The 17,610-nt window shown below is 37.2% G+C and carries 10 protein-coding genes; all 10 read left to right on the top strand.

Annotated features, from left to right (window positions below):
• Nucleotides 1–865: hypothetical protein (locus EO119_RS07145; RefSeq protein WP_206168799.1), on the top strand; the 865-nt coding region annotated here is incomplete at its 5' end.
• The gene (locus EO119_RS07140; RefSeq protein WP_126941227.1) at nucleotides 846–3,245 is read left to right on the top strand and encodes an ATP-dependent RecD-like DNA helicase; all 2,400 of its coding nucleotides are present in this window, start codon (nucleotides 846–848) and stop codon (nucleotides 3,243–3,245) included. The genes EO119_RS07145 and EO119_RS07140, both read left to right, overlap by 20 nt.
• 139 nt (nucleotides 3,246–3,384) lie before the next feature.
• Nucleotides 3,385–6,834: a pyruvate carboxylase gene (locus tag EO119_RS07135; protein WP_126941231.1), complete on the top strand. Its 3,450-nt coding sequence runs from the start codon at nucleotides 3,385–3,387 to the stop codon at nucleotides 6,832–6,834.
• A 258-nt stretch (nucleotides 6,835–7,092) separates the two neighbouring features.
• Nucleotides 7,093–8,286 carry a PLP-dependent aminotransferase family protein gene (locus tag EO119_RS07130; RefSeq protein WP_126941225.1) on the top strand — a complete coding sequence of 398 codons (1,194 nt, stop codon included), beginning with the start codon at nucleotides 7,093–7,095 and terminating at the stop codon, nucleotides 8,284–8,286.
• A 255-nt stretch (nucleotides 8,287–8,541) separates the two neighbouring features.
• Nucleotides 8,542–9,366, top strand: a complete 825-nt coding sequence (locus tag EO119_RS07125) for an Mrp/NBP35 family ATP-binding protein (RefSeq protein ID WP_009354132.1) — start codon at nucleotides 8,542–8,544, stop codon at nucleotides 9,364–9,366.
• Nucleotides 9,367–9,422: 56 nt separating this feature from the next.
• The gene (locus EO119_RS07120; RefSeq protein ID WP_126941223.1) at nucleotides 9,423–10,736 is read left to right on the top strand and encodes a M18 family aminopeptidase; all 1,314 of its coding nucleotides are present in this window, start codon (nucleotides 9,423–9,425) and stop codon (nucleotides 10,734–10,736) included.
• Between the two features lies 1 nt (nucleotide 10,737).
• Nucleotides 10,738–11,295: a hypothetical protein gene (locus tag EO119_RS07115; protein ID WP_126941221.1), complete on the top strand. Its 558-nt coding sequence runs from the start codon at nucleotides 10,738–10,740 to the stop codon at nucleotides 11,293–11,295.
• A gap of 126 nt (nucleotides 11,296–11,421) precedes the next feature.
• A complete protein-coding gene (locus EO119_RS07110) occupies nucleotides 11,422–14,331 on the top strand; it encodes an insulinase family protein (RefSeq protein WP_126941220.1) in 2,910 nt (969 codons plus the stop codon).
• 381 nt (nucleotides 14,332–14,712) lie between these two features.
• Nucleotides 14,713–16,176: an NCS1 family nucleobase:cation symporter-1 gene (locus tag EO119_RS07105; RefSeq protein WP_062403377.1), complete on the top strand. Its 1,464-nt coding sequence runs from the start codon at nucleotides 14,713–14,715 to the stop codon at nucleotides 16,174–16,176.
• Nucleotides 16,177–16,228: 52 nt separating this feature from the next.
• Nucleotides 16,229–17,610: dihydropyrimidinase (gene hydA, locus EO119_RS07100; RefSeq protein WP_062403374.1), on the top strand; the 1,382-nt coding region annotated here is incomplete at its 3' end.

Below are 17,610 nucleotides of genomic sequence, written 5' to 3'. Positions count from 1 at the left end.
AAAGTTAAAGCGAAGTTATGAAGAGTCTTTTGTCATGTCTTATACGAAAAAAGATTCTACATTACCAAATAAATTTTCTAAAGAGTATAAGCATAAAATAGACTTATCTGTGCCTCAGAATGTCATTAAATTTTTGCGTACTAATATAGGTAATGTAAAATCAAAACGGGATATAGATGAATTATTACAGGGATTAGATATTGAAGAATCTAAGATATACAAATTGATATATCAATGTATAGAGGCAAAGCGATTGTTAGATAGATTAGTAGAGAAAAAAAGAACTCCATCTAGGTTTGGACAACGATTATTGAAAGAGATATGCCATATAAAAGATATCACTGTATTTAGTGAAGCATTTACTGAAATCAATTCATATTTGAAAAACATTCATAAAAAGCAAGAGAAACTACCACAATGTCCGACATATAGTCGGTTTTTGTATAATCAGAGCAGAACAGTCGGAGGTATGTTGCAGTGCATTTTTATGTCTTTTTCAGAAGTAGCAATGTTGCAAGAGTTTCCTCTTCCTATGGAACAAGATATAGTATCTCAAGTTGCAGAAGATGAATATATGCGACAAAGCTTTGACAAAGGGTTACTCTATTATGGAATGTTGAAGCAAGGTGCGGCCTATACCGACCTTACAAAAGAGGAATCATTGCAGTTTATAATGGAGTATCATGAAATTAAAGATCTGAGAAATACGATTAATCATGCAAGCGAAGGGGTAAGTTGTATTTCTAGCAAAGATATTATAAGTAAGATTTCAAGATTAGTGGACTCTATTGAGGCAAAACGCTGGAAGGGTGCGTTAACAGTCATTGAGAGATTAGAGGAGTATTATGGATGTAGCAATTTATAATGAAGAAGTAGAATATAAGGCTTTATTAAGAGAGTATACAGGTTATGTACTAAATGAAGATCAGTTAGGATTCGTACGATCTATTTCTAAATTTTTAAATGATGACTCAAAGAGTGTTTTCATCTTACAAGGCTGTGCAGGTTCTGGTAAAACGTTTTTGATGCAAGGTGTGGCTAAGTATTTATTTGCCAAGGAAAGACAGGTTTCTTTAATAGCTCCAACAGGTAAGGCTGCTAAAGTTTTAACTACAAAAAGTGGTTATGCTGCATCTACCATTCATTCTGAAATTTATAACTTTCATGAGGTAGTAGAAGTAGAAAACAAAGAGCGCAATGTGGAGAATAATTTTTTAAAGGCTCAAGTTGTGGGTGAGTCCGATTGGGTACTTCATTTCCGTTTAAAGTTTAATGAAGATGATATTTCTAAAGTGTATATTGTGGATGAAAGTTCCTTAATAGGAAATATAGAAGTAGATAATGAAACGTTAAAGTTTGGATCTGGTAAACTATTGCATGATCTATTGGAGTATATTAAACCTAGTTTTAAAGAAAATACACGAAAAGTAATTTTTATTGGAGATATGTATCAGTTGCCACCAGTGGGCATGAACCACTCTCCGGCCCTCACTGTAGACGATATTTATAAAGAATGTCCTTATTTAGAAGGGATAGATAAAATTCAGATATATGCCTTGCAATCGGTTGTCAGACAAAAACAAGATAGTGGTATCTTACAGGTGGCTACGTATATACGGAAAAAATTAAAGCAGCAACGGTTTAATGAATTGCTGATAGAAGAGCACTCACAAGATGTAAAAAAAATCCCGCATGGACAATTTATTTCTAATTATATGGATGCTGTGAAGAAAAAGGGGTTAGACAAGGTTGTAGCAATAGCCTATTCCAATGCTACCGTAGACATATATAATCGTTTGATTCGAGAGCAATTATTTCCACAACACCAAGAGATTACAGCAGGTGATCGGTTGATGATTATAATGAATACTAGCATAGGTGATGATTATTTGCTAAATGGCGACTTTGCTAGGGTAGAACAAGTTGGGAATCGTATTGTTCGTAAGGTTAAAATGGGAGAAGAAGAAGTTCAGTTGCTCTTTAGAGATGTTATAGTTTCATTTGGGGATAAGTCACATAGCCTGTTACTTTTAGAAACCGTATTACTTTCAAAAGAAAAAGGTTTAACGAAAATTGAGCGGAAAGCTCTATATAAAGATTTTATGATACGCCATAGTGACGAGATTGCCAAGGCGAGCAAGAAAAGTAAACGAGCGCGACATCAAAAAATTACCGAGTTACTCTTGTCGGATAAATACGTCAATGCCTTGCAAGTAAAATACGGTTATGCTATCACCTGTCATAAATCTCAAGGTAGTGAGTGGGATACGGTATTTTTAGATTGTAATTTAAAACGTGGGTTTAGAAATCGGGAGACATTCCAATGGTTTTATACGGGTGTTACACGAAGCTCGAACCAGTTGTATTTAGTGGACATGCCTAGAAATCTCGCCATGGATGGAGGAATACGACTCTATACACAGAGTAGTATGGATAAAAGTATACCTACAAGAATAGATGCACCTATACCGAATACCGTAATTACTAATTCTAATACGCCTACCCAAAGACCCACAAACGAATTTATGGGTGAAGGCATGATTGATAGTACTATTGGTAAGCATAAAACCACAGTGGTTACAGAGGATGAACTACGAAGATGCGTGACATGCGACTGGAATAGTATGAGTATGGCGGCAAAGCAGATTGTTCAACATGTATTAAGTGTTGCAGGAGATATTCCTTGTACGATTACAGATGTGACTGACCATGCGTACCATGTGATTCTCACCATACAAACAGAACAACAAGAGGGTCGTCTAACAGTGTATTACACGGGAAAACATAAGATTTCTAATTTTAAAAAAATCGATGCGTGTATTCCGAACGAACTATTCCAACGAATAAAAACGATAAAAGGAAGAGATGTAATGGCACAACATAAGGTTGTGAATCCATCTATAGTCCATGAAAGTAATGGTATAGAACCTAGTTCTTCGTGTAGTTTTAGTACGAAACAAATCAGTGTAGTGGAAACCTTTATATATCCTCCTGAATACGAATATTTCTTGAAAGAATATATGCAGAGATTAGAGAAAAAGATGGAACTAACGCACATTGCTATTACAGAGATGCAAAATCTTCAGTTTCGATTGCGAGTGACCTTTACTAGAGAACATCAAAGTGCAGTGATCGACATACAGTATAGAGGTAAGGGTTTAATTAGTAGAGTGGGAGATCATCCTTCAGGGTGTCCAGATAAGGCTTTTAAAGATGAGGTTCTAAGATACATTCTTGGGGAATGAAGTATAACGTATATTAGTATTTTGGATAACCACTGTTTATATCTAGCTAATTTCAACGTTTAGGAGTATAATGAGGTATACAAATGTCTATTCCTAATGGTAGTAATACTGGAATATGCAAAGTTGAGGAGGGATTATGATGAAACAAATACGCTCGCTATTAGTAGCAAACCGTGGTGAAATCGCTATTCGTGTACTTCGTGCGTGTAACGAAATGGGAATCCGTACGGTAGCTATTTATTCTAACGAAGATGCACTTTCATTACATCGCAATCAAGCAGATGAATCTTATTTAGTAGGGGAAGGTAAAAAACCTGTAGATGCATACTTAGATATTGAAGATATTATTCGTATTGCGAAGGAACATGATGTGGACGCGATCCATCCAGGATATGGCTTCTTATCTGAAAATGCACATTTTGCACAACGTTGTGAAGAAGAAGGGATTACGTTCATCGGACCTAAAGTAGAACATTTAGTGATGTTCGGTGACAAAGTAAATGCTCGTATTCAAGCCAAAAAAGCAGATATACCGATGATTCCTGGCAGTGATGGTCCATTGAAAGACTTTGCAGAATTAGAAGCATTTGCTGAGAAATATGGCTATCCATTGATGATCAAAGCCGTGAATGGCGGTGGTGGTCGTGGTATGCGTGAAGTAACAAAATATGAAGAACTTCGCGATGCTTATGATCGTGCAAAATCTGAAGCAAAAATGGCTTTTGGCGATGATGATGTGTACGTAGAAAAATTAATTGTAGAGCCAAAACATATCGAAGTCCAAATCATCGGTGATGAACATGGCAATATCGTACATTTACATGAACGGGATTGTTCTATCCAACGTCGACATCAAAAAGTAGTAGAAGTGGCGCCAGCCTTTGCCTTATCCCGTGATTTGCGTGACCGTATTTGTGCAGCCGCTGTGAAAATCATGAAACATGTAAACTATGTCAGCGCTGGTACGGTAGAATTCTTGGTAACCGCAGATGGAAACTTCTATTTCATTGAAGTCAACCCTCGTATCCAAGTAGAACATACAGTGACAGAAATGATCACAGGTATCGATATTGTACATACGCAAATTCGCATTGCCGAAGGTCACAATTTACACAGTGAAGCAGTGGCAATTCCTGCACAAGAAAATATCCGTTGTGAAGGGGTAGCTATCCAATGTCGTATTACTACAGAAGATCCAAATAACAACTTTATGCCAGACACTGGTAAATTAATTACGTACCGTAGTTCTGGTGGTTTCGGTATTCGTTTGGACGGCGGTAATGCTTTCACAGGCGCTGTCATTACACCATACTATGATTCCTTGCTAGTAAAAGCTACATCTTGGGCGTTGTCCACAGAAGAAGCTATCCGTAAAATGTTGCGTTGCTTGCGGGAGTTCCGTATTCGTGGTGTAAAAACGAATGTGCACTTCTTGGTGAATGTATTAGAACATGAAGTGTTCCAATCTGGGGATTACAATGTTCATTTTATTGATGAGCACCCAGAATTATTTAAATTAAGACACGCTAAAGATAGAGGTACAAAACTGCTTCGCTACATCGCTGATGTAACTGTCAATGGTTACAATGGACATAAAGAAGAAGTACCAACATTTGAACCTCTCATTATGCCGTCTAATGTACCAGGTGCACCAGCAGCAGGTACAAAACAAAAATTGGATGAATTAGGACCAGAAAAATTCTCTAAATGGGTTCAAGAACAACCAAAAGTATTGTTTACAGATACCACATGGCGTGATGCGCATCAATCCTTGTTTGCGACTCGTTTGCGTACAGCTGATATGGCTCGTGTGGCCGGTCGTGTTGCGAAGGGATTGCCTAATTTGTTCTCCTTAGAATGTTGGGGCGGTGCAACGTTTGATGTGGCGTATCGTTTCTTGCATGAAGATCCATGGGAACGGTTACGTATGTTCCGTGAACAAGTTCCAAATATTTTATTACAAATGTTACTTCGTGGCTCTAATGCCGTAGGATACACAAGCTATGCGGACAATGTGGTGCGTGAATTTATCCGATTAGCTGGCAAAAATGGTATCGATGTATTCCGTATTTTCGACAGCTTAAATAGCTTAGATAATATGAAAGTTGCTATCGATGAAGTTCGTAATCAAGGTAAAGTAGCAGAAGTGGCTTTATGCTACACAGGAGATATTTTAGATCCTCGCCGTGATAAATATAACTTGGCATATTATGTCAATATGGGTAAAGAACTGGCAGCAGCAGGGGCTAATATTTTAGCTATCAAAGATATGGCTGGTTTATTAAAACCTCAAGCAGCGTATAACTTAGTAAGCGCATTAAAAGATGCCGTAGACTTACCAATTCACTTACATACCCATGAAGGTTCTGGCAATGCTATATACTCCTATGGCCGTGCGGTAGATGCAGGGGTAGATATTATCGACTTAGCATATTCTGCCTTTGCCAATGGTACAAGTCAACCTAGCATGAGCTCCATGTACTATGGTTTGACTGGACATGATCGTCAACCAACTATGAATGTAGCTTATATGGAAGAAGCATCCAACTACTTTGGTTCTATTCGTCCATACTACAAAGGAGTAGATCATACATCTTCGTATCCAAATACAACGGTATACCAACATGAAATGCCTGGTGGACAGTATTCAAACTTACAACAACAAGCGAAAAGTGTGGGTCTTGGAGAGCGTTGGGAAGACATTAAACGTGTGTATCATGAAGTGAGCATGCTATTTGGTGATATCATCAAAGTAACGCCATCTTCTAAAATTGTTGGCGATATGACTTTGTTCATGGTTCAAAATAATTTGACAGAACAAGATATCTACGACAAAGGGGATACATTGGACTTCCCACAATCTGTGGTGGAATTCTTCAAAGGCTACATTGGTACTCCATATTTGGGATTCCCTGAACGGTTACAACAAATTGTCTTAAAAGGTGAGAAACCATTGGATGGTCGCCCTGGTGCTATGTTGCCATCAGTTGACTTTGAAGCGGTTCGTAAAGAACTAGCAGAGAAAGGGGCAGGTACTACCGATGAAGATGTGATTGCTCACTGCTTATATTCTAAGGTATTTGCTGATTATAGCACGTTCAAACATGACTATTCTGATGTAAGTGTATTGGATACACCAACTTTCTTCTTTGGCATGAAACGTGGTGAAAGCGTAGAAGTGACTATCGAACAAGGTAAAACATTGGTAATCAAATACATTCAAATGAGTGAAGCTGATGAAGATGGTACTCGTCATGTGTTGTTTGAATTAAATGGTCAACCTAGAACGATTAAAATTCATGACAAACATATTAAAACAACAGGCGTGGTGCGTCATAAAGTGGATCCAACCAAACCTGGTGAGGTAGGTGCTACTTTATCCGGTTCTGTGGTGAAAATTGTGGCACAAGTGGGTCAAGCTGTGAAAAAAGGTGATGCCCTTGTAGTGACAGAAGCGATGAAGATGGAGACTACTATTACAGCGCCAGTATCTGGTGTGGTAGGTGTCATCCATGTTCGTGAAGGTAGCCGTATTGAAAGTGGCGATTGCTTGTTAACTATTGAAGAACAAGCGCATGTAGCAAACTAGATGATACGATTTATATTGTCTCAGTATGTCAGATATATGCCAAGTTATGGTGTAAATTATGATGTAGGCTATAGTATATAACATGCAAAAACAGGAGCAACTCTGTTGCTCCTGTTTATCATATCTGAGAGGGATATGGTGTAACTATCAGTTATATACGCGTATCCTATACATAGTTTTTTTATTATATATTTGATGTTTTATGATTGTATAGCCATAGTATTGAAATAAATAAGAAATATAAAAGGAGTGATTCTTATGGCATTTGTATTGCCAGAACGGTCTATTAGTAAAGGACCTAATTTCATTCGAGATGTGTTTGAACGGGGCGCAGGGATTTCTGGGTTCATTAGTTTTGGGATAGGAAATCCAGCTGGTGAAGTGGTGCCAGTAGCGGAAATTCAATCTGCCTTTGACCACATTGTACATACGAATCCATTAGAGATTTTACAATATGGTCCTATGCAAGGAGATGCAAAGTTAGCAGAGCAAACATTGCATCGTTTGGTACATGTGCATCACATGCCTACCAAAAACCAACAGTTGTTATTATCCATCGGGGCAGGCCAAGATTTAGGGCTAGTACCTCGTACAGTATGTGATGCGGGCGATGAAGTGTACATGGATGCCTATACTTTCACCAGTGCGATTAATGCGGTACGTAGTGTGGGAGCCAAAGCGGTAGGTATTCCTACCGATGAGGATGGTATGATTCCAGAAGCCCTAGAAAAAGCGGCAAAATCTGGAAAAGGTAAATATATCTATCTGATTCCTAACTTTCAAAACCCTACAGGTATTACTATGCCTTTAGGACGAAGAAAAGCGATTTATGAAATTGCAAAAGCTTATGATTTGTTCATTTACGAAGATGATCCGTATGGAGAAATTCGCTTTGGCGGTGAGCGAGTGCCTACTTTCAAAGAAATGGATACGGATAATCGTGTGCTATATGCAGGGTCCTATTCTAAAACGATTTCTGCAGGATTGCGAGTTGGTTTTTTGTATGGTCCAAGCGAAGTAATCCAAGCTATCCAAGTGATGAAGAATAATTGTGATGGTCAAATGCCATTAGTCACACAACGTGTAGTAAGCCATTTGCTAGAACATATCGATTATGATGAGCAAATCCAAAAGGTATGTAAGGTGTATCAAGAAAAATGCCATGTTATGTTAGATACATTTCGTCAATACGGTAGTTCTAAAGTACATTTAACAGAACCTACGGGAGGAATGTTTATATGGATGACTTTGCCAGACCATGTGGACTGTGACGCTTTCTTTGAAGAGGCCATTGCGCGAAAAGTCGGCATTGTGAAAAGTGGAGCTTTTGCTGCTGATGGCGTTCCCTATGGACAACACTTCCGTTTAAGCTATACTGTGCCATCTCTTGAAGACATCCGCAAAGGCATGCAAATTATTGGAGAATTGACACGTGAGTATTGTGGGGACTAAGTATTTCCACTGCACATGTATTTTATAAAGATGAATTACGAGCGCAACATATATAAGGTAATTGTTTTGGTTACTTATAACTATGTTGCGCTTATCTTATATGAGAGTATTACAAAATTTTTATATCCTATGATATAATAAGAATATACCTATAGATATATAGGATATACCATGCATTCACAGGTGTGAATGGCAGTACTTATATTGGTAAAGAAAGTTCTAAGGACTTTCAGACATATAGAAAGAAGGTTTATAATGGCATGTGGAGATAACGGTGGTTGCGGCGGTTGCGCATCTTCTAGCGGATGCGGTACGCAACAACCAGTAGATTTGACAGTAAAAACAAATGATAGAAGTCATGTGAAAAAGGTCATCGGCATTGTATCCGGTAAGGGCGGTGTTGGTAAATCTTTAGTCACAAGCTTGATGGCGGTGAGTCAATCTCGTAAAGGTAAATCTGTAGGGATTCTTGATGGAGATATTACAGGTCCATCCATTCCAAAAGTATTTGGTTTGAAAGACAAAGTGCGTAGCGATGATGGTAAATTGATGTATCCTATCGTGTCTAAAAATGGCGTGAAGGTGATGTCTGTGAATTTGCTATTAGATGATGAATCGGATCCAGTCCTTTGGAGAGGTCCTGTGGTAGGTAATGTGGTAAAACAATTCTTCTCCGATACAGTATGGGGCGATGTAGATTACTTGTTCGTGGATATGCCTCCAGGAACAGGAGACGTAGCCATGACGGTATTCCAATCCTTACCATTGGACGGTATTATCGTGGTTACATCCCCTCAAGATTTAGTATCTATGATTGTGGAAAAAGCTGTAAAAATGGCGGATATGATGCAAGTACCTATTATTGGTGTAGTGGAAAACTTTGCTTATTTCCATTGCCCAGATAATGGAAAAGATTATAAAATCTTTGGTGAAAGTCACATTGATGAAGTATTGAAAAAATACAATTTATTGTTACTAGGCCGACTACCAATTGATCCTAAAGTAGCAGAGTTGTGTGATGCCGGTGAGATTGAAACCATAACAACAACAAATTTAGAATCAGTAGGCTTACCAGAGTAAGCGTGGACAATACCATAGTGTACGTTGTACCTATGGTATTTTTCATAGGAGGAACTATGTGTGAACAGAATAAAGTCGCAACTATGTATGCTGACTTTTTTGATTATATTGAAAGCTCTACCTCACCGTATCATACGGTGGAGGAGTCTTATCGTCGCTTAGAGGAACAAGGCTTTACACCTTTATCGATGGACGAAGAATGGAATTTGGTGGCAGGGGATTATGTCATTGATGTATATGGTACTACTTTAGTGGCAGTCCATATTGGAGAACATCCAAGAGAGGCATTACGGATTGCCTCTGCTCATACAGACTTTCCTGGATTCCGGGTGAAGCCTAATGCCATGATTACGGACAAAGGGTATGGTAAGCTGAATGTAGAAAGTTATGGTGGATTAATTCAATATACTTGGTTCGATCGACCTCTTTCTCTGGCTGGTGTGGTAGTGACAAAAGGAAAAGGGTTAGACCTAGAGACACATTACGTAGATATAGCAAAGCCGGTGGCTACTATCCCTAGCTTAGCGATTCATATGAATCGACAAGTTAATGAAAAGGCTGTGTTTAACAAGCAAAAAGAGATGTTACCACTCATTTTAATGCGTGGCCTTGGCACGGAGTACGAAGACGACAAAACTTTATTAAAAGCCTTATTAGCCGAAGAAATTGGCTGTGAACCAGCAGATATTTTGTCCTATGAGTTGACCGTGTATAATACGGATACAGTGGAAACCGTTGGCTTTGATGCGGAATATATCAGTGCACCACGATTAGATAATCTTACATCCTGTTATGCTTGCTTACAAGGAATTGTAAGTGCCAAAAAACAACATGCTACAGGGATTCGTATGGCATTTCTATTTGACCACGAAGAGGTGGGAAGTCGTACAAAACAAGGAGGAGCCTCCTTGTTATTACCAAATGTAGTACGCCGTGTGTACCGTGCGTTAGGATTCTCAGAAGAAGCCTGTGAAGTGGATATTGCAAAAGGGTTCATGATTTCTTCTGATGTGGCTCATGGATATCATCCTAATTATGGCGAGAAAAATGATATTACAAATTACCCGACTTTGAATGGTGGCGTAGTTTTAAAAATAGCTAGCTCCCAATCCTATGCGGGAGATGCGGTGGCACAAGCGATTGTGACCGATTTATGTGAGACCCATGGCATTAAGCATCAAATTTATGTGAATCGATCGGATATTCCAGGCGGATCTACAGTAGGCTCTATTTCTTCAGCGCAATTAGTGATGCGAACTATGGATGTAGGTTTACCACTGTTGGCCATGCATTCCGCACGTGAGTTGATGGGTACCTATGACCAAATTGAGTTAAATCGATTATTAACTGTATTTTTAGGGGAGGTATAACATGGTTTCTATGATGGCAATTTTTGTAGCTTTAGTATTGAATCGAATTTCTACACCCTTTCAACGTATGTTTTATGAACAATCGACGGTGAAGGAACAGCAAAAAGAAGAAGTTACAAAAGCATTACAATTGTTGGGTATGATTGTTGTTGCTGTGTATGGTGTGACTGGGAATATTACATTGTTAGGAATTGATGGAGTCACCATTGTACAAACTATTTGTGCTATTGCATTAGGTATGGCATTAGTGCAAGTATTAGAAATTGTATCGCTATCTCATTTGCGCCCTATTTTAGAAGGGCAACAAGTACCTAAAAATGTGTATGATCGTTGGATTTGGGATACTATTTTTATCGTAGGTTTGTTGGCAGCGCATGTACGGTATGGATTAGAAATTTCCTTTATGATTCTTGCTTGGTTATTGTATATTCTGATCCCTTATGGAGTGACGCGATATAATATGAGTCATGGCATTGCTTTTGGGATTGGTAGAAAAGCGTATAAATGGGGAACTGTCATTTGGATTTTTGCAGGCCTTATCCATTTGTTTGTATTATGATTCTCATTGAGAACATGATATAATTAGTTAGCATTATGACAAAATGTTATACACATATATAACAACGGTCAGAACTAGTTTACTAGGGATGGCCGTTGCATGTTTAGTAGATAGAAAAGAGGTATTATGAAGTTAGATACAGTCTATGCAGGTTTTCGTGTAGAGCGAATTGAACCTGTTCAAGAGGTGAATGGCACAGCCTACATGCTTAAGCATGAGCAATCTGGTGCTCGTTTGTTATACATAGATACGGAAGATACAAATAAAGTATTTCATGTAGCATTCCGTACACCCCCTCATGATAGCACAGGGGTAGCTCATATTTTGGAACATTCTGTGCTGTGTGGTTCTCGCAAATTTCCTTTAAAAGAGCCCTTTGTTGAATTAGTAAAAGGCTCTCTGAACACATTCTTAAATGCTATGACATACTCTGATAAAACAGTGTATCCAGTGGCAAGTAAGAATGATGCAGACTTTCATAATTTGATGGATGTCTATTTGGATGCCGTGTTCTATCCTCGTGTAGCTAAGGATCCGATGATCGTTATGCAAGAGGGATGGCATTATGAATTGGAATCTCCAAAAGATCCATTGACCTATAAAGGTGTTGTATATAACGAGATGAAAGGGGTTTACTCCTCACCGGACTCTCAATTAGATCATCATAAGATGAAATTGTTATATCCTGATACTACTTATGGGCATGATTCTGGTGGATATCCGGACAATATTACAGATTTGACCTATGAAAACTTTAAAGCATTCTACGAGTCTTATTATCATCCATCTAATAGTTATATCTATTTATATGGAGATATGAATATTGAAGAAACCTTAGCATTTATCGATGAGGAATATTTGTCAAACTTCCACGCCATTGACGTAGATTCTAGCATTGCCATGCAAGCTCCTTTATCTGAACCAGTGGTGGCATCTTTCCCATATGGTATTGGTAATGATGAAAGTGATAAGGGCAAAGCCATTCATTCCTTAACTTATGTATTCCCAGAAATGTCATTTACCCAAAGCTTAGCTTTTGAAGTGTTGAATCATGCCTTATTTACATCTGGCTCAGCGCCGTTGAAAGAAGCTTTAGTGAAAGCAAATATTGGTAGTGATGTAAGTGGCGCTTACATGGATGGGATTCGTCAGCCATTGTTTGAAATTAGTGTCACAGGTTCTGAAATAGAAAAACAAGCACAGTTGCAAGAAGTGGTGGAAAATACATTACGCGGATTAGTAGATGCAGGTTTAGATAAGGAATTGTTAGAGGCATCCTTAAATCGTATTGAGTTCATTTTGCGGGAAGCTGATTTTGGAGGGCGTCCAATTGGTCTTGCGTACGGCTTACGAGTGATGGATAATTGGTTATATGATAAAGATCCTATTGAATTGTTACAATATGAACCAGTATTGAAAGCACTTCGTGAAGGATTATCTACCGATTTCTATGAAAACTTATTGCGTACCTATATTTTAGATAACACGCATAAAGGCTTAGTTTCTCTGTATCCAGAAAAAGGTTTGCAAGAGAAAAAAGAACAAGAAGAGACTGCTAAACTAGCGGCTATTAAATCAAATATGAGTGAAGAAGAAATTGCCCATATTATTGATCAAACAGCGAAATTAAAAGAAATGCAACAAGCCGTAGATTCTGAAGAAGCGCTGGCAACAATTCCTTTATTAGAATTGTCTGATATTTCTCCTGTAGTAGAAGTAACACCACGTCGTGAAATTGACCATAAAGGTATTCGTGTGCATCACATTGATGTACCAGCTCGTGGCATTAACTATGTTAGCTTGTACTTTAATATGGAATCCTTACGAGAAGATGAATTATTCTATGCAGAGCTATTGTCAGATGTATTAGGCCGACTAGATACAGAATATTTTACCTATGCAGAGATAGCAAAAGAAATAAATCTACATTTAGGCGGCTATACCATGGATGTATTGCCAGTTTCTATCCATAATGAACGTGATGCATTTGTACCATTAGCGGTTGTTCGTAGTAAGGCGTTAGCATCCAACATTGGTCATTTAACATCTCTACTTGGAGAGATTATAGGACGTACAAAGTTTGATAGTCAAGAACGTCTTGTAGAATTATTAAAAGAAGGAAAGGCCATCTGGGATACAGAAGCATTCCGCCGTGGTAATACGATTGTTACTAACTTGCTTATGGCGAAAGTATCGAAAATTGGTAAATTTAGAGACCAAGATACATTAGGCTATTTCCGCCGTTTAGTCGAAGTCTTAGACAATGAAACATTACTAGCTGGTGTGACAGAACAATTGATGAAAGTACAACAGCGTTTATTCCGTAAAGATAACTTGGAAGTATCTTTTGTAGGTACTACTGAAGAACTAGAAACTTTCTTAGCACATCTAGATGATATCACTACTGTTTTAAGTGATGATAGTTGGGAAGCACAGCTAGAGATGACTCAATCCTATGTGAATGAAGGCTTAGCTACATCTGGTAAGGTACAATATGTGGCAAAAGGTGGTAACTTCCGTGATCATGGTGGTACACATACAGGTACCATGAGCGTCCTAGAAACTATGTTACGCTACGATTATCTGTGGAACTTGATTCGTGTACAAGGTGGAGCGTATGGAGCCTTTGCTAACTTCCATAATAATGGTAATATGGTATTCTGTTCCTACCGTGATCCAAACTTGGAAAATACATTACAAGTGTACGATGGATTGCCGACGTATTTACGTGAATTAGATTTATCTCCACGAGAAATGCGTAAATATATCATTGGTACTATGAGTGGACTGGATGTATCTAATACACCATTCCTACAAGGAGCTCGCGCTATGAGTTTATACTTTGGGAACACCAATGAAGCAAATATGACGGCTTTCCGTCAACAAGTCTTGGAAACAACAGTAGAAGACTTACGTGGACTAGCAGATGTCATTGAAAAAGTACTACAAGATAACCATATCGTAGTCATGGGTAGCGAACAGCGTATCAAAGAAGCAGAACAGCTTTTTGACAAAGTGAGTAACCTAGTGCAATAACTTCATAGGAATATAGTAAAAGCCATACCTTATCTGGAGCACCAGAAGAAGGTATGGCTTTTGTGATAGCATTTATGGATAGTAATGCAGTATTAAAATGTAAGCCTATTTTTAGGGACGATATCATAGTGAAAAATATCTGAAATTAGTTCTATAAAACATACATGATATGAGTAAAAGGGATAGGTGTTATAAAATATTAATTTTACTAATTTAAAACTTGAATTTAACAATATGAATATATTTAAAATGAGAAATGCAAAGGTACATAAACAATATATTACAAATAAGTAACTTAACAATCACTGTTTTTATGTTAAAAAGATTGATTTAGAAAGTTGATAGATATATTATTAAGTTAATTAGAAAGGGGGAGTTCTTATGAAAGAACTGTTTCAAAAAAGAGTAGGAGATATTTATGATCTAACTCCTAAAGGCGTAGACATAATTAACGAAGGACCAAATGCGTATAGTAAAGCAACAGCCCCAATATCATCTGAAGATAGAGACTGGTCGACTAAAGATATCGCAAACTTGTGGGTTGGTCTAATTGTCTCTATTGCGGTTTATCAGGTGGCGAGTGGATTATTAGTTGCAGGCATGAATTGGTATGAAGCATTATTTACAATCATATTGGGTCATACTATTGTCATGGGAGTTGCAATCATTATTGGGCACTATGGTACAAGGTATGGGATGACATATCCATTGTTGGGAAAAATTATCTTTGGACCAAAAGGTTTAATATTTCCATCAATAGTAAGAGGAATATTAGGTGTCTTTTGGTTTGGTGTCCAAGCTTGGATTGGAGGACAAGCAACTTTTATAATTATTTCAACACTATTTCCCTCATTTTTAGAATTAGAGTTTATAGGATATTTTATTTCATTTATTATTTTTTGGATTATCAATGTATATATTGCAGCATCAGGCAATAAAGCTGTAAAATATCTTGAAGGTTTTTCCGCTCCCGTCTTAATTCTTCTTAGTTTTGTTGTAATTATATGGGGATTTAGTACAGCGAATTGGAGTTTAGATACATTATTATCTGCAAAAGTACTTGACTCAAAAGAAGGGGTAGGTTTTTGGGAGTTATTTTGGCCTGCTTTATCTGCTATGATTGCTTTTGATGGAGGTATTGCTTTATCAATGCCAGACTTTACAAGAAACTGCTTTAAACAGCGGAATCAAATAGTAGGACAATTAATAAGTGCTCCGTTAATGACTGGATATATTTCTTTTGTAGGGATTTGTGGTACAGCAGGAGCATATCTAGCTTTCAATAAGGAAATTTGGGAGCCAGCAATTATTGTAGGTAATTTTGAAAACGCATTTATCAGAATACTATTTTCCTTATTTATTATTTTTGCTGTATTAACAACTAATGTGGCAGGTAACCTTATTCCGCCGATTAACATTGTAGCAACTTATGTTCGTGGAAGATTATCTTATAAAGCAGTATCGATAATAACAGCATCATTGGCTTTACTAGCTCGTCCATGGGACTCTTTATCTAGCGCTTACCACTTAATTTTCGATGTTACACAACTATTGGGAGCGTTATTAGGACCATTAACAGGCATATATATTGTTTCATATTTATTTGAACTGAATAAAGAGATTGATATGGTAGATGCTTTTAAGACTACTGAAGGTAAATATTATTATAATAATGGCTGGAATATAAAAGCTTGTATATTATTTATAATTTTTACTGCTATTATTTTTGTAAGTAGAGAAGTGCCATCATTGCATTTTATATTTGATAATTCATATGTATATGGCGTAATAATCACAGGATTTATTTATTGGTTAATGCTTAAATTGGATAATAAACAAAAGTAGATATTATTAATAATAAGTTAAATGTTTAATTGCCTATTTATAGGAGTTTCTTATGAGAACTTTATTAAAGGGTGGAATAATTGTGACGGACACCCAAATATCCCGTGGTGATATTCTTATTGAAGAAGAAAAGATTTTGGCGATTGGAGATTTTAAGGACTCTGATGCTGATAAAATTTATGATGTTTCTGGTTGTTATGTTATGCCAGGCGGTATAGATCCTCATACTCACATGGAGTTGCAACAAAGTCCTGACTATCGCTCTGTTGACGATTTTTATACAGGAACTGTAGCAGCTGCAGTTGGTGGGACGACAACTATTTTGGATCATATTGCTTTTGGACCTAAAGGGTGTAACTTGCATTATTCAATTGATATTTATCATGAATTAGCCAAGAAGTCAGTTATAGATTATGGATTTCATGGAGTTATTCAAGAAGTTAATTCTAATATATTAAATGAATTAAATGATATCATTACTAATGAAGGCATTCCATCGTTCAAAGCGTATTCAACTTATGGCTATGCTATGACAGAAGTAGACTTTGCGTTACTTTTGAGACAAATGAAAATTTCAAAAGGAATTTTGACTATACATTGTGAAAATGATGCTATGACAAGGTATTATCAGTCTGAATGTATAAAAAATAAACAACTAGAACCCATTTACCATGCTAAATCTAGGCCTAATATGACTGAAGCTGAAACCGTGGATACATTGTTATCTATTGCTAAAATGGAGGGGGATGCACCGGTGTATATTGTCCATACATCTGCAAGAGAATCAGTAAAACGAATTGAACTGGCAAGAATGATAGGACAAAAAAATGTTTATAGTGAAACTTGTCCACAATATTTACTTTTAGATGAGTCTAAATATTATAAAGAAGGACCTATTGAAGGGACTAAATATTTGATGGCCCCACCATTAAGGACAAAAGAAGATCAAAATTATTTATGGAAAGCTATTACTAAAGGTAGTATACAGACCATTGGAACCGATCATTGTCCTTTTATGTTTGAACGGGATAAAAGAAAAGCTGCAAATAACTTTACATTAGCCCCGGGTGGGATACCAGGTGTAGAGGAACGTATGATTATTTTGTTTTCAGAAGGGGTATTAAAAAATCGTATTTCGTTAAATGATTATGTTAGTATTACTAGTACAAATGCTGCTAAAATATTTGGAATGTATCCGCAAAAAGGCTCTTTAGCTCCGCAATCTGATGCCGATATTGTTGTTATTGACCCAAGTAAAACAGGCGTAATTAGTGTCAAAAACCAGTATAGTGTTTGTGATTATAATACATATGAGGGATTAACAGTAAATGGAGAAGTACATTTAGTATTTTCACGTGGAAAATTGATAGCAAAGGATAGGCAATTCTGTGGGGCTAAAGGAGATGGGAAATTTATTTATAGAATGTTAAGTTG

It is taken from the genome of Veillonella sp. CNR 79/14 (assembly GCF_003992185.1).
GTDB lineage: Bacteria > Bacillota > Negativicutes > Veillonellales > Veillonellaceae > F0422.
Note: the sequence above shows the minus strand (reverse complement) of the source record. Positions and strands in the feature narration are given on the sequence as shown.

What these genes read in the sequence shown, in the direction of transcription:
- EO119_RS07140 (WP_126941227.1), top strand. Translation starts at nt 846, where the DNA reads ATGGATGTAGCAATTTATAATGAAGAAGTAGAATATAAGGCTTTATTA.
- EO119_RS07135 (WP_126941231.1), top strand. Translation starts at nt 3,385, where the DNA reads ATGAAACAAATACGCTCGCTATTAGTAGCAAACCGTGGTGAAATCGCT.
- EO119_RS07130 (WP_126941225.1), top strand. Translation starts at nt 7,093, where the DNA reads ATGGCATTTGTATTGCCAGAACGGTCTATTAGTAAAGGACCTAATTTC.
- EO119_RS07125 (WP_009354132.1), top strand. Translation starts at nt 8,542, where the DNA reads ATGGCATGTGGAGATAACGGTGGTTGCGGCGGTTGCGCATCTTCTAGC.
- EO119_RS07120 (WP_126941223.1), top strand. Translation starts at nt 9,423, where the DNA reads ATGTGTGAACAGAATAAAGTCGCAACTATGTATGCTGACTTTTTTGAT.
- EO119_RS07115 (WP_126941221.1), top strand. Translation starts at nt 10,738, where the DNA reads ATGGTTTCTATGATGGCAATTTTTGTAGCTTTAGTATTGAATCGAATT.
- EO119_RS07110 (WP_126941220.1), top strand. Translation starts at nt 11,422, where the DNA reads ATGAAGTTAGATACAGTCTATGCAGGTTTTCGTGTAGAGCGAATTGAA.
- EO119_RS07105 (WP_062403377.1), top strand. Translation starts at nt 14,713, where the DNA reads ATGAAAGAACTGTTTCAAAAAAGAGTAGGAGATATTTATGATCTAACT.